Here is a 13,301-nt window from a genome sequence, read left to right as displayed (position 1 = left end):
AAGGGGAAGCCTTGCGTAGGCGATGGCGCAGGAAAGCAGCGGCTGGTCCTGCCCGTCATCGCAACGATGATGGCAAAACCAGCCGCCGATAAACTCAGGGATTAACGATGCGGGCCGGCGTTGCCCGGTGGATAAGGCTGACCGCGGGCGTCATCACGGCGGTCATGGTCACCACGATCGTCATGACGGCGGTCGTGCTCGCGATTATCGCGATCGCCGTGGAACGGATTGCCGCTGCGTGCCGGCTGGCGATGTTCATAGCCACGCGGCGGCGAAGGTTGCCAGCGTCCGCCGTCCCAGTACAGACCGCGCGCATTGCGCTCCCCCAGACCTCGGCCCTGGTGCGCATGCCACCACTGCGGTGGGCGCCAGTCGTAGCCATCCCAGTAGTAGCCGCGGCGGTCCTGATCCCCCAGGTGCAGAGAAACGCCCGGCACGTTGATATCGACGGACACATCGGCCTGCGCCGCCAGCGGCAGCAACAGCGGGATACACACCAGCAACAGGATTTTTTTCATTTTACCTTCTCACTCTATTTTTCTTGCTGCAGTGGTTATATCAGCGCATTTATTTAACGACTATCTCATCGATGCCTATTTTCAGATCGTTTTCGACGGCCTTACACAATCCCTACACTGTTTGCCGCCGCCTTTAATTATCATAGCCACTGACAAGGCTTAACGAATTGCTGACATCGCTTAAGCGACGCGACAATTATAATTAACCGGATTCCCATCGGAGGACAATAAAATGATTAAACGTATAGGTAGGTTGTTAGCCGTTGTAGCCTTGGCCTCAAGCCTCAGCGCCTGCTGCTGGGGCCCTCACTGGGGCGGCGGCCACCGCGGCGATGGCCCTGGCCATTATTACGGACGTTACTGAGGAGAGAAAATAGATTCACTCATCAACAATAATAAGATATAAGAATATTCCGCAACTGAGGTTAAATTAATCCCCCATACCGACTTAACGAACAAATTTAATAGTCGCCTTGAGAATTAGGAATAAACTGAATTTGTCCCAGAAAAGAAAAAGGCCGCGCAAGCGGCCTTTTTTGATGTCACGTCACTCACCCTTTCGGGCTGGCGTTTTCTACCCGGCTTTTCAGCTTCTGCCCCGGACGGAAGGTCACCACGCGGCGCGCCGTAATCGGAATGTCTTCGCCGGTCTTCGGGTTACGCCCCGGACGTTGGTTCTTGTCACGCAGATCAAAGTTGCCAAAACCCGACAGTTTTACCTGTTCGCCATTCTCAAGGGCCCGACGGACCTCTTCAAAGAACAGTTCCACCAGGTCTTTGGCGTCCCGTTTGCTAAGCCCAAGCTTCTCAAACAGGTGTTCTGACATTTCAGCTTTAGTAAGCGCCATAGGTTCAATCCCTCAAGGATGCTTGGAATCGCTGTTTTAGAGCCTCTACGCATTTTGCAACGGTAGCGGCTATCTCCTCTTCTTCCAGTGTACGAGCGGTATCCTGCAATACCAGACTGATAGCCAGGCTCTTGTCACCTTCTGCCACGCCCTTGCCACGGTACACGTCAAACAAGTTTACGCCAACTACCTGATTTGCGCCAACTTTCTTACACTCGGCCAAAATATCTTCTGCGGGGACGTTTTCAGCCACCACAACAGCGATATCACGGCGGTTTGCCGGGAAGCGCGAAATCTCCCGCGCCTGAGGCACGGCGCGGCTCGCAAGCTTGTTCCACTCCAGTTCAAACACCACGGTGCGGCCGTTAAGATCCAGTTTACGTTCAAGTTCCGGGTGAACCACACCGATGAAACCAACGCGTTCGCCGTGCAAATAAATCGCCGCACTTTGCCCTGGATGAAGGGCCGGATTGGCTTCCGCCCGGAACTGAATTTCGGATAATTTACCGGTCAGCTCGAGGACAGACTCCAGATCCCCTTTTAAATCATAGAAGTCGACGGGCTTGCGCGCCAGATCCCAATGTTCATCGTGCGTATGGCCGGCGATCACGCCTGCCAGCATGACGTCCTGACGGATACCCAGATTTGCCGCACTATCAGGCACAAAGCGCAGGCCGCTTTCGAACAGGCGCAGACGCGTCTGCTGGCGGTTCTGGTTGTACACTACCGCGGACAGCAGGCCGGTCCACAGCGACAGACGCATGGCCGACATTTCGACCGAAATCGGGCTCGGCAGGATCAGCGCTTCTTCATTCGGATGCAGCAACGCCTGCACTTTCGGATCGACGAAGCTATAGGTGATCGCTTCCTGATAACCGTGATCGACCAGCATGGTCTTCACGCGCTTGAGCGTCAGATCGGCTTCGCGATGCTGAGTCATCACCAGATCGGCGCGCACCGGCACATCCGGGATATTGTCGTAGCCGTAAACGCGCGCCACTTCTTCCACCAGGTCCTCTTCGATCTCCATATCGAAACGCCAGCTCGGCGCCACTGCCTGCCAGTTGTCGCCCTGTTCGGTCACCTGGCAACCCAGGCGGCGCAGAATGTCGCTGACCTGCTCGCTCGGCACCACGTGGCCGATCAGGCGATCCAGCTTCTCGCGGCGCAGCGTGATGGTGGCGCGTTTCGGCAATTCGTTTTCATCGGTCACGTCAATAATCGGACCGGCCTGGCCGCCGCAGATGTCGAGCAGCAGGCGCGTGGCGCGCTCCATCGCTTTGTACTGCAGCGCCGGATCGACGCCGCGCTCATAGCGATGAGAAGCATCGGTGTGCAGGCCGTGACGGCGTGCACGGCCGGTGATCGACAGCGGGCTGAAGAAAGCGCACTCCAGCAGCACGTCCTGGGTTTCCCCGTTGACGCCGGAATGCTCGCCGCCGAAGATGCCGCCCATCGCCAACGCTTTTTGATGATCGGCGATCACTAAGGTGTCGGCGTTCAGTTTGGCTTCGTTACCGTCCAGCAGCGTCAAGGTTTCCCCTTCTTCCGCCATGCGCACCACGATGCCGCCGTCGATGCGGCTCAGATCGAAGGCGTGCATCGGCTGGCCAAGTTCCAACAGCACATAGTTGGTGACGTCGACGACGGCATCGATAGAACGGATACCGCAACGACGCAGTTTTTCACGCATCCACAGCGGGCTTGGCGCCTTGACGTCGATGCCTTTCACCACGCGGCCCAGATAACGCGGGCACGCCTGCGGCGCGTCAACGCGGATCGGCAGCGTGGCGTCGATAGTGGCAGCCACCGGGCTCATATCCGGCTCGGTCAGCGCAACCTGGTTCAGTACGCCCACGTCACGCGCAACGCCGATGATGCCCAGGCAGTCGGCGCGGTTCGGCGTGACGCTGATCTCGATGGTGCTGTCGTTCAGTTTCAGATAGTCGCGGATGTCGGTGCCGATCGGCGCATCCAGCGGCAGCTCAATGATGCCGTCATGATCGTCGGAAATGCCCAGCTCGGAGAATGAGCACAGCATGCCTTCCGAAGGCTCGCCGCGCAGCTTGGCGGCCTTGATTTTGAAGTCGCCCGGCAGCACCGCGCCCACGGTGGCGACCGCCACTTTCAGGCCGGTGCGGCAGTTCGGCGCACCGCAGACGATGTCGAGCAAGCGATCGCCGCCCACGTTAACTTTAGTGACGCGCAGTTTATCGGCGTTCGGGTGCTGACCGCACTCGACCACTTCACCCACCACGACGCCGTTAAACGCGCCGGCAACCGGATCCACGCCGTCCACTTCCAAACCGGCCATGGTGATTTGATCGGATAATGCTTCGCTGCTGATGGCCGGGTTTACCCACTCGCGCAACCAGAGTTCACTGAATTTCATGTGATATTCCCGCCTTACTTAAACTGTTTGAGGAAACGCAGATCGTTTTCGAAGAATGCGCGCAGGTCGGTGACGCCGTAACGCAGCATCGTCAGGCGCTCCATGCCCATACCGAAGGCGAAGCCGGAGTAAACTTCCGGATCGATGCCCACGTTGCGCAGCACATTCGGATGCACCATGCCGCAGCCCAGCACTTCCAGCCATTTGCCGTTCTTACCCATCACGTCCACTTCAGCGGACGGTTCGGTGAACGGGAAGTAGGACGGACGGAAACGAACCTGCAGGTCTTCTTCAAAGAAGTTATTCAGGAAATCGTGCAGCGTGCCCTTCAAGTTGGTGAAGCTGATGTCTTTATCGACGATCAGCCCTTCCATCTGGTGGAACATCGGGGTGTGGGTCTGATCGTAGTCATTACGATAAACGCGGCCCGGCGCAATGATGCGGATCGGCGGCTGCTGGTTCTTCATGGTGCGGATCTGCACGCCGGAGGTCTGAGTGCGCAGCAGGCGCGTGGCGTCGAACCAGAAGGTATCGTGGTCGGCGCGCGCCGGGTGATGCCCTGGAATATTCAGCGCGTCGAAGTTATGGTAATCGTCTTCAATCTCCGGGCCGGTAGCGACGGAGAAGCCCAGCTCGCCGAAGAAGGTTTCGATACGGTCGATGGTGCGGGTCACCGGGTGCAGGCCGCCGTTTTCCATGCGACGGCCCGGCAGAGACACGTCGATGGTTTCAGCCGCCAGGCGCGCGTTCAGCGCGGCGCTTTCCAGCGCGTTCTTACGTGCGTTCAGGGCGTCTTGCACCTCTTGCTTGGCCTGGTTGATCACCGCGCCGGCCGCCGGGCGCTCTTCCGCCGGTACGTCGCGCAGAGACTGCATCTGCAAGGTGAAATGACCTTTCTTGCCAAAATATTCGACGCGTACCAAATCTAACGCGGCAACATCCTGGGCATCTTCTACGGCTGCCTTGGCACTGGCAACCAGCTCTGCGAGATGTGGCATTGCTTTCCTCTTCCTCTGGCCGGGATGGCCCTAAGTAATTGTTATCTATTATTCGAACACGCCTTTGAGCAATCTCCAAAGACTTTTCAATGCGTTGCCGGTCGGACGGCTCTCCTGCGCGGCGCAGGGCCGGCTGAGTACCCGCCGTTCTCACCGCAACGCTTTGCAAGGCGAGACGATGGCCAAAAACAAAAAAGCCTCCACGAGGGAGGCTTAGGCGCTACTTTTCGTTTCTTTTCTTACGCGCAAAGCCTCCTGAAGTCAGGCGCTAAAGTAAAAAAAGAAACGAAAAATAGCTGCGTGCATGATTGCGGTACCTTGTCGATGATTGTCCACCAGTGATATAGCGGCGGCCAATAAAAGTCAATATTTGTCGCTGAAAACAAAGATTAAAAGAGGGAGCAAGCTCCCTCTTCTACTGACTTACGCCAGAGCTGCTTTCGCTTTCTCAACCAGTGCGCCGAAGGCCACTTTGTCGAAGACTGCGATGTCAGCCAGGATCTTACGGTCAATTTCGATCGACGCTTTTTTCAAGCCGTTGATGAACTTGCTGTAAGACAGACCGTTCTGACGAGCAGCTGCGTTGATACGTGCAATCCACAGCTGACGGAACTGACGCTTACGTTGACGACGGTCACGGTAAGCATACTGGCCTGCTTTGATTACTGCCTGGAAGGCAACACGATATACGCGCGAACGGGCACCGTAGTAACCTTTCGCCTGCTTCATAATTTTCTTGTGACGTGCGCGTGCAATTACACCACGTTTTACGCGAGCCATATGCTCTCTCCTAAAGTCTTATTCTAAATTCAAAAAAAATGGCTTATGCGTACGGCAGGCACGCGGTAACCAGGACCAGATCGTTTTTAGACACCATGCCTTTCGGACGCAGGTGACGTTTACGCTTGGTTGCTTTTTTGGTCAGAATATGACGCAGGTTGGCATGTTTACGCTTAAAACCACCGCTGCCGGTTTTTTTGAAGCGCTTGGCTGCACCACGTACAGTTTTAATCTTTGGCATTTTAATTAAATCCACTTCGCATTGTTAAACAACGAATCAGTTGGGCGAATAAAACCCACACAGCGCAAGCGCCGCGCGGGTTCCATTACTTGTAAGCCTTACTGTTTCTTCTTAGGAGCGAGCACCATAATCATCTGGCGGCCTTCGATCTTCGTAGGGAAGGATTCGACCACTGCCAGATCCATATCTTCACACAGGTCTTTACGGACGCGGTTAAGCACTTCCATACCGATCTGCTGGTGCGCCATCTCACGCCCACGGAAACGCAGGGTGATTTTGGCTTTATCGCCATCTTCCAGAAAGCGAATCAGGTTGCGTAGTTTGACCTGATAGTCGCCATCATCGGTGCCAGGACGGAATTTGATTTCCTTAACCTGGATAACTTTTTGCTTCTTCTTCTGTTCTTTCGTCGACTTGCTCTTCTCGTAGAGGAATTTGCCGTAATCCATGATTCGGCAAACTGGCGGTTCGGCATTTGGGCTGATTTCTACTAAATCAACGCCCGCTTCCTCAGCTTTTTCAAGAGCTTCATTCAGACTGACAATACCAATCTGCTCGCCATCGACGCCGGTTAGGCGAACTTCTTGCGCGCGAATTTCTCTGTTAATGCGATTAGGACGCGCCGGTTGAACTCGTTTTCCGCCTTTAATACTTTATTCCTCCAGTTGATGAAGACTACGGCTGCGAATCTCTTTCAGCAGCTTGTCTACGACTTCGTTTACGTCCAGGCTTCCCAAGTCTTTGCCACGGCGGGTACGAACGGCAACTTTGCCTGCTTCGACCTCTTTGTCACCGCACACCAACATGTAAGGGACTCGACGTAAAGTATGTTCGCGAATTTTAAAGCCAATCTTCTCATTTCTCAAGTCCGCTTTCACGCGAATACCTGCATCCTGCAGTTTTTTGGTCAATTGCTGGACGTAATCAGACTGGCTATCGGTGATATTCATCACCACCACCTGCACCGGAGCGATCCAGGTCGGGTAGAACCCGGCGTATTCTTCGGTAAGGATACCGATGAAGCGTTCCATGGAGCCCAAAATGGCGCGGTGAATCATTACCGGCACGACGCGATCGTTGTTTTCGCCAACGTACGATGCGCCCAAACGGCCCGGCAAGAAGAAATCGAGCTGCACGGTACCACATTGCCATGCGCGATCCAAACAATCATGCAGGGTAAATTCAATTTTCGGTCCGTAGAAGGCGCCCTCACCCGGCTGATATTCAAACGGAATGCCGTTCTCGGTCAGCGCGGCGGCCAGGTCTTCTTCCGCACGGGTCCACATGTCGTCGGTGCCGATGCGTTTTTCCGGACGCGTGGACAGCTTGACGGCGATCTTGTCGAAGCCGAAAGTGCCGTACACGTCATACACCATGCGGATACATTCGTTCACTTCGGCGCGCACCTGCTCTTCGGTACAGAAGATGTGGGCGTCATCCTGCGTGAAGCCGCGCACGCGCATCAGGCCGTGCAGGGAACCCGAAGGCTCGTTGCGGTGGCAGCTGCCGAATTCCCCCATGCGCAGCGGCAAATCACGGTACGACTTCAGGCCCTGGTTGAAGATCTGCACGTGCCCCGGGCAGTTCATCGGCTTGATGCAGTATTCGCGGTTTTCCGACGCGGTGGTGAACATGGCGTCTTTGTAGTTTTCCCAGTGGCCGGTTTTTTCCCACAGCACGCGGTCCATCATGAACGGACCTTTCACTTCCTGGTACTGATACTCTTTGAGCTTCATGCGCACGAAGGCTTCCAGCTCGCGGAAGATAGTCCAACCGTCGTTGTGCCAGAACACCATACCCGGCGCTTCTTCCTGCATGTGATACAGGTCGAGCTGTTTGCCGATCTTGCGGTGATCGCGCTTGGCCGCTTCTTCCAGACGCTGCAGGTAGGCGTTCAGCTGCTTCTTGTCTGCCCAGGCGGTACCGTAGATACGCTGCAGCATTTTGTTTTTGCTGTCGCCACGCCAGTAAGCGCCGGAGGTTTTCTGCAGTTTGAAATGGTGGCAGAAACGCATGTTCGGCACGTGCGGACCGCGGCACATGTCGACGTATTCTTCGTGGTGATACAGGCCCGGACGATCGTCATGGCTGATGTTCTCATCCAGGATCGCCACTTTATAGATTTCGCCGCGCTCAGCGAAGGTGTCACGGGCTTCTTGCCAGCTGACCTTCTTCTTGATGACGTCGTAATCCTTATCGGCCAACTCGTGCATCCGCTTTTCCAGCAGATCCAGGTCTTCCTGCGTCAGGGTGCGGTCGATGTCCACGTCATAATAAAAACCGTTGTCGATCACCGGACCGATCGCCATTTTGGTATCCGGCCACAGCTGCTTGATCGCATGACCCAGCAGGTGCGCGCAGGAGTGGCGCATGATTTCCAGACCGTCTTCATCTTTGATGGTGATGATGGCCAGCTGCGCATCCGATTCGATCAGATCGCCGGCGTCAACCAGCTCGCCGTTGACGCGGCCGGCGATACAGGCTTTCGCCAGGCCAGGGCCGATATCGCGCGCGACATCCATCGGGGAAACGGGGTGGTCGAAATGACGCTGACTTCCGTCAGGAAGGGTAATAACAGGCATTAATAATTCCTTATCTACAGTGGTGACCCACACGACAGATCACATGCAGTACGAAAATTGGATTTTGGGTTTGGTCAGCCAGGTTTCAGATCTCGCCCACAATTGCCAGATTGAAACCTCACTGGGTATACAGAATGGAACGCATACCTTCTCAGCCGCATTCGGCTAAGCGAATAGTATCACTAAAATTGTTCCGGATAAATAAAGTGCCGCCGCCCTCACACTTCCGCCTCATTCGATGCCAAAACGCCTTTCAGATAGCTGAGGGTAGCCAACAGACACAGGCCGTAGCCCAACAGTTCGCACCCCTCTTCCACCATGTTTTTCACCACTCGGTTGTAGCCGTCCAGCATCAGCGTTTGCCACAGCGCGCTCATGCCGAACAGGCGTGAAAACACCAGAATGCACAGCAGGCCGGCGCACATCATGCCGTAGCCGGGATGCGTCACGAAATAGGCCAGACCGCGCACCGTGGCCGCAATATGCCGTGCCGCATGCCACAGGCAGGCCAAGGCGACCGCCAGTGCGAACCACACCCAGGCGCCATGCCACAACGCATCGAACGCGAAGTCCATCTCGCGGATCAGCATGCAGAGAAAGAAGCCGCCAACCAGCAGCCAGGCGGAACGCCGTTCAGCCTGTCGCCGGGCCGCGGCGAAAAAACCGCCGGAGATGGCGAGCAGCAACAGTTCCTGTGCCGCTTCGGTCAGCGAGGTTTCATGAACGAAGTTATGCAGCCAGTGCACATCGATAAACACCAGGCCGACCAAGGCCGCCATAAACGCGCCGGAAAGCGCGAATGCGCCGATTTTCCCCAGTAAAAGTTTCAGTTCATCTTGCATAATCAATCTCGTTATCGTTTTAAAGCGCGCCTATGGTAGGCAGCTGAGCCTGTGGGGTGTAGCAATTGGTGCGCAACGTCGGTCTTTACCGGTCAACTGCGCCGAAAAAGGCCATAAAACACAAAAACTGCGCGTTTTTTCTGAGCGCAGGCCATTTTGTCGCCGTTGTCGGTGATGCCGCCGCCTCGCGTGGCGCTCTCTGCCGCCAGCCGCTATCCTGAAAGCTGTCCGTTCCAATCGAGACTTATGCAAAACATGAACCGGTTACTCGCAGCCCTCATCGTGGCGTGCGCGGCATTGGCGACGTTATATGGGCTGGTGCATTTTGGCGCGCGTTCGGTGCCGCGCGCGATTGCGGTCAACGAGGCGCCGCTGGGGTGTGAGGATGAACCTGAGCTCGCCGGCGAGTGCGGCGATGACGATGAGGCTCCCGCCGACGAATTTCGCCGGCCGGCGACGCTGAACGCCCGGGCCGACGGTTAATTAACGTTACGAGCTATCCCCATTGCCGCCAGGCGTACGGCAGGCTAGGCTGTTCAGCTCATGGGCCGCCGTTTGGCGGCTTGAACGTTGCACAGGGAGTCTATTTTATGACGGGTATTTTGCAGTTATTCCAGGCCATCGGACTGGGTTTGGTGCTGCTGTTGCCGCTGGCCAACCCGCTGACCACGGTGGCGTTGCTGCTCGGGTTGTCCGGCAATATGACGCGCGAAGAGCGTAATCAGCAGTCGCTGATGGCCTCGGTTTATGTGTTCTGCATCATGACGGTGGCGTTTTACGCCGGGCAGGTGGTGATGAACACCTTCGGCATTTCGATCCCCGGCCTGATCGTCGCCTTCATCGGTTTTCGCATGCTGTTCCCGCAGCAGAGCCCCGAAGACGCGCCGGAGGTGGAGAGCAAGTCGCACGAGCTGCGCCACAAGACGTCGGCCAACATCGCCTTCGTGCCGCTGGCCATGCCGAGCACCGCCGGGCCGGGCACCATCGCGATGATCATCAGCTCGGCATCGAGCGTCAAAGCGAACTCGCTGGGCTTTGAACCCTGGGTGTTGGCCGTGGCGCCGGTCGCCATTTTCCTGACGGTCGCGGTGATCCTGTGGGGCTGCCTGCTCAGTTCCGGTGCCATCATGCGGTTGGTGGGGAAAAGCGGCATCGAGGCGATCTCGCGCCTGATGGGGTTCCTGCTGGTGTGTATGGGGGTACAGTTCATCATCAACGGCGTGCTGGAGATCATCTCCACCTATACGCCGACCGCCTGATCATACAAAACGGGCGCGATCGTCGCGCCCGTTGCCGTTATTTCCCCGCCGGCGCCTGCGCGCCCAAAATGCCCTTGCCTTCCGGCACTTCGGTAAAGCGACTGAGGATCTCGCTGTAGGTCTTGGCCGGGTCCAGATCCGGGAACTGCGCCGGATAGATAAACTTCGCCAGATACTCCAGCCCGACGATGTTGTACGGGTGGTTGTAGAAGTTATGGTAGATGCCGTAGAACCGCCCTTCCTTCACCGCCGACACCTGCGAGAACCCCGGGCGCTGCTTCATGCGGTTGAAGGCCTCATCCACCTGCTGCTGCGTGACGCCATAGCCGAACGGCACCGCGGCGTTGGTCTTGCTGGCCCACTGCGAGCCGGAAACGATATACGCATCCGGTTTCATAGCGATCACTTTTTCCAGCGCCACGTCGCCGGTCGCACCCGGCAGCAGCGCAGAGCCGATGTTGCGCGCGCCGACCGCCTCGACCAGTGCCCCCCAGCCGACGTGCGCATGGGTGAAGCAGCAAGATTCCAGGCCATTCAGGCCGGCCTTGGCTTCGAAGAACACCAACGGTTTGGGTGCCACCGCCTGCGTTTTGGCCAGAATGGCCTGATAATGCTGCTGATAATAATCGGTATATTGCTTGGCTTCGCTTTCACGGTTGAGGGTTTCCCCCAACAGCGTCACGCTTTTCGGCGTGTTTTCCACCGGCTTGAGCATGGTATCGATAAACAGCACCGGCACGTTCAGCGCCTTCAGCTTATCCAGCACGCCGGTTTGGCTCAGCGAAGGCTTGGAGCGCAGCTGGGCGATCATCAGATCGGGGCGCTTGGCGATCACGCTCTCCAGATTCACCTCGCCTTTATCGCTGAATCCCATGTCGATGATGTTTTTCGCCGCCGGCCATTTGCTCTGCAAGATTTCCCAGGTCGCCGCGTCGCTTTTCTTCAGCAGGTTATTCCAGGCCACCAGCCGGCCGAACGGGTTGGCGCGATCGAGCAGCGCCAGCGTGAGAATGTCGCGCCCGTCCTGCACCACGATGCGTTTCGGCTCCTGCGGGAGGGTGACCGTCTGGCCGGAGGTGTCGGTCAGGGTCAACGGATAGGTAGTGGCCATCGCCGGAGAGGCGAGTAAGGCGGCGCAGACCAGCGCCGGCAAAGTGATTCGACGGTGCACGAAAGACTCCTTAGTCATGAATACATTCAGGAAATACTAATGAGAATGGCTTGCATTATCAAAGATAACGCCCAGCATGCCGGCGATTAATTGCAAAGGGATGTGTAAAGGAAGGATAAGAGGCGCGCCGGAGCCGGCGCGCCCAGGGGATCACATCAGGCCGTAGATCAGCGCCGACAGCGCAATCAAGCCCATCACCAGCACGAAGACGTTGCTCGCCGCGCGATATTGGCGCATGGCCGGCACCGCACGCACCGCGTACATCGGCAGGATGAACAGGATCGCCGCAATCAGCGGGCCGCTGATGGTTTCGATGATGTGCAGCGCGCTGGGGTTCCACACCGTCGCCGCCCAGGTGAGCAGGAACAGTGCCACCGCCGAGATGCGGTGCGTCATGCGCGAGCTGAGCGGCTTGCCGACCGCGCGCGTGACGCCATCGATCAGGCTGGTCGCCCCTTCAGTCACCCCCAGCGAGGTGCCGAGATAGGATTTAGCCATTGCCAGCATTGCCATCACCGGGCCGAGATAGGCGATCAGCGGGTTGGAAAACTTGTTGGCCAGCGTGGTCAGCACCGTGATGTTCTGATCTTTCGCCTGCTGCATGTCTTCATGGGACAGGCTCAGCACGCAGCTGAACACGAAAAACAGCACGGTAACGCAGATCAGCACATAGCTGTAGCGCATGATGCGCGCGCAGCGGCGCTCCGCCTTGTCGCCATACAGGCTCTTCTGGGTCGAGGCGAAGGAGGAAATGATCGGCGCATGGCTGAAGGAAAACACCATCACCGGCACCGCCAGCCACAGTGAATGCCACAGCCCCGGCGTGTCGAAGCGGGTGGTGGCCAGGCCGTGCACGAAGTTGGCGGTATTCCAGCTCGGCATCAGGTACAGCGAAATACCCATCAGGAACACCAGCAGCGGGAACACCAGCATGCCCATCGCCGCCACGATGCTGTCTTTGCCACGCAGCAGCACCAGATTGAGCACTACGACCACCGCCAGACTCAGCCAGATACGCGGCAGCGGCGCCACGTGGAACTGGTGGATCAGGAAGCTGTCCAGCGCGTTGGTGATCGAAATGCTGTACACCAGCACGATCGGGAAGAACGCCATCAGATACAGCATCATGATGATTTTTCCGGCCAGCACGCCGAAGTGTTCCACCACCACATCGTGAATATTGCCGTCGCGGCTGGAGCCAGAAAGCACGAAGCGGCTGAGCGCGCGGTGCGGCAAATAGGTCAACGGGAAAGCGAACAGCGCCATCAACAGCAGCACCAGCGGGCCGTTCAAACCGGCGTTGATCGGCAAGAACAATGTGCCGGCGCCCACCGCGGTGGCATAGAGACCGAACATCCAGACGGTGTCGGTTTTGTTCCATTTGGCAGGCTGAGCGGCCGTCAGCGTGCCTGAATCGGGAGAAATCGTACTCATGAGACAGTCTACCTTAATCTGCAGCGCCAACGATTGCGCCTAACGGGATATCCTTCTCCGCGAATTTTTTAATAGTAATCAGTGAATTAAAGCGATATTTCATACTTACGCCTGATGAAAGGACGGCAAAGGATAATGAAAAATCCGCTGCGGGTCTATGTTTTATCGGCTGAACGGATGATTTGCGAACAGAAAATGCTGAAAAAACCGGCACGGGCAGGAAAAACTAAGGGCTC

General features: G+C 56.9%; 14 protein-coding genes and 1 other annotated feature. Of the genes, 2 read left to right on the top strand and 12 right to left on the bottom strand.

Annotated features, from left to right (window positions below):
• Positions 1 to 101 precede the first annotated feature (101 nt).
• From WA302_RS07245 to WA302_RS07200, 10 genes are all read right to left on the bottom strand, one after another.
• Positions 102 to 518: a DUF2502 domain-containing protein gene (locus WA302_RS07245; RefSeq protein ID WP_261456318.1), complete on the bottom strand. Its 417-nt coding sequence runs from the start codon at positions 516 to 518 to the stop codon at positions 102 to 104.
• A 551-nt stretch (positions 519 to 1,069) separates the two neighbouring features.
• Positions 1,070 to 1,366: an integration host factor subunit alpha gene (ihfA, locus tag WA302_RS07240; RefSeq protein ID WP_004931414.1), complete on the bottom strand. Its 297-nt coding sequence runs from the start codon at positions 1,364 to 1,366 to the stop codon at positions 1,070 to 1,072.
• A 4-nt stretch (positions 1,367 to 1,370) separates the two neighbouring features.
• Complete coding sequence (gene pheT, locus WA302_RS07235) at positions 1,371 to 3,758, bottom strand: phenylalanine--tRNA ligase subunit beta (RefSeq protein ID WP_148123376.1); 2,388 nt, start codon at positions 3,756 to 3,758, stop codon at positions 1,371 to 1,373.
• A gap of 14 nt (positions 3,759 to 3,772) precedes the next feature.
• Positions 3,773 to 4,756 carry a phenylalanine--tRNA ligase subunit alpha gene (pheS, locus tag WA302_RS07230; RefSeq protein ID WP_173888730.1) on the bottom strand — a complete coding sequence of 328 codons (984 nt, stop codon included), beginning with the start codon at positions 4,754 to 4,756 and terminating at the stop codon, positions 3,773 to 3,775.
• Between the two features lie 187 nt (positions 4,757 to 4,943).
• Positions 4,944 to 5,066 (bottom strand) — a sequence feature (Phe leader region).
• On the bottom strand, positions 5,018 to 5,062 hold the full coding sequence (gene pheM, locus WA302_RS07225; RefSeq protein WP_121626058.1) for a pheST operon leader peptide PheM: 45 nt from the start codon (positions 5,060 to 5,062) through the stop codon (positions 5,018 to 5,020). Its footprint overlaps the feature before it by 45 nt.
• 113 nt (positions 5,067 to 5,179) lie before the next feature.
• On the bottom strand, positions 5,180 to 5,536 hold the full coding sequence (rplT, locus tag WA302_RS07220) for a 50S ribosomal protein L20 (protein WP_004931417.1): 357 nt from the start codon (positions 5,534 to 5,536) through the stop codon (positions 5,180 to 5,182).
• A gap of 43 nt (positions 5,537 to 5,579) precedes the next feature.
• Positions 5,580 to 5,777: a 50S ribosomal protein L35 gene (rpmI, locus tag WA302_RS07215; protein ID WP_004931418.1), complete on the bottom strand. Its 198-nt coding sequence runs from the start codon at positions 5,775 to 5,777 to the stop codon at positions 5,580 to 5,582.
• A 98-nt stretch (positions 5,778 to 5,875) separates the two neighbouring features.
• Positions 5,876 to 6,427, bottom strand: coding sequence for a translation initiation factor IF-3 (gene infC / locus WA302_RS07210; protein ID WP_048233542.1), 552 nt, complete (start codon positions 6,425 to 6,427; stop codon positions 5,876 to 5,878).
• A 3-nt stretch (positions 6,428 to 6,430) separates the two neighbouring features.
• The gene (thrS, locus tag WA302_RS07205) at positions 6,431 to 8,359 is read right to left on the bottom strand and encodes a threonine--tRNA ligase (protein ID WP_025159696.1); all 1,929 of its coding nucleotides are present in this window, start codon (positions 8,357 to 8,359) and stop codon (positions 6,431 to 6,433) included.
• A 218-nt stretch (positions 8,360 to 8,577) separates the two neighbouring features.
• On the bottom strand, positions 8,578 to 9,201 hold the full coding sequence (locus tag WA302_RS07200) for a hypothetical protein (protein ID WP_261456317.1): 624 nt from the start codon (positions 9,199 to 9,201) through the stop codon (positions 8,578 to 8,580).
• Between the two features lie 255 nt (positions 9,202 to 9,456).
• Here WA302_RS07200 and WA302_RS07195 point away from each other — a divergent pair, with 255 nt between their 5' ends.
• Complete coding sequence (locus WA302_RS07195) at positions 9,457 to 9,684, top strand: hypothetical protein (protein WP_025302614.1); 228 nt, start codon at positions 9,457 to 9,459, stop codon at positions 9,682 to 9,684.
• Positions 9,685 to 9,791: 107 nt separating this feature from the next.
• Positions 9,792 to 10,460: a MarC family NAAT transporter gene (locus WA302_RS07190; RefSeq protein ID WP_336063343.1), complete on the top strand. Its 669-nt coding sequence runs from the start codon at positions 9,792 to 9,794 to the stop codon at positions 10,458 to 10,460.
• A gap of 37 nt (positions 10,461 to 10,497) precedes the next feature.
• On the opposite strand, the gene WA302_RS07185 is transcribed toward WA302_RS07190, so the two are convergent.
• Positions 10,498 to 11,631, bottom strand: a complete 1,134-nt coding sequence (locus tag WA302_RS07185) for an ABC transporter substrate-binding protein (RefSeq protein WP_072627712.1) — start codon at positions 11,629 to 11,631, stop codon at positions 10,498 to 10,500.
• A 150-nt stretch (positions 11,632 to 11,781) separates the two neighbouring features.
• Positions 11,782 to 13,065 carry a serine/threonine protein kinase gene (locus WA302_RS07180; protein ID WP_043143391.1) on the bottom strand — a complete coding sequence of 428 codons (1,284 nt, stop codon included), beginning with the start codon at positions 13,063 to 13,065 and terminating at the stop codon, positions 11,782 to 11,784.
• Between the last annotated feature and the right edge of the window lie 236 nt (positions 13,066 to 13,301).

This window comes from Serratia sp. 201, assembly GCF_037027545.1.
Lineage (GTDB): Bacteria > Pseudomonadota > Gammaproteobacteria > Enterobacterales > Enterobacteriaceae > Serratia > Serratia bockelmannii.
Note: the sequence above shows the minus strand (reverse complement) of the source record. Positions and strands in the feature narration are given on the sequence as shown.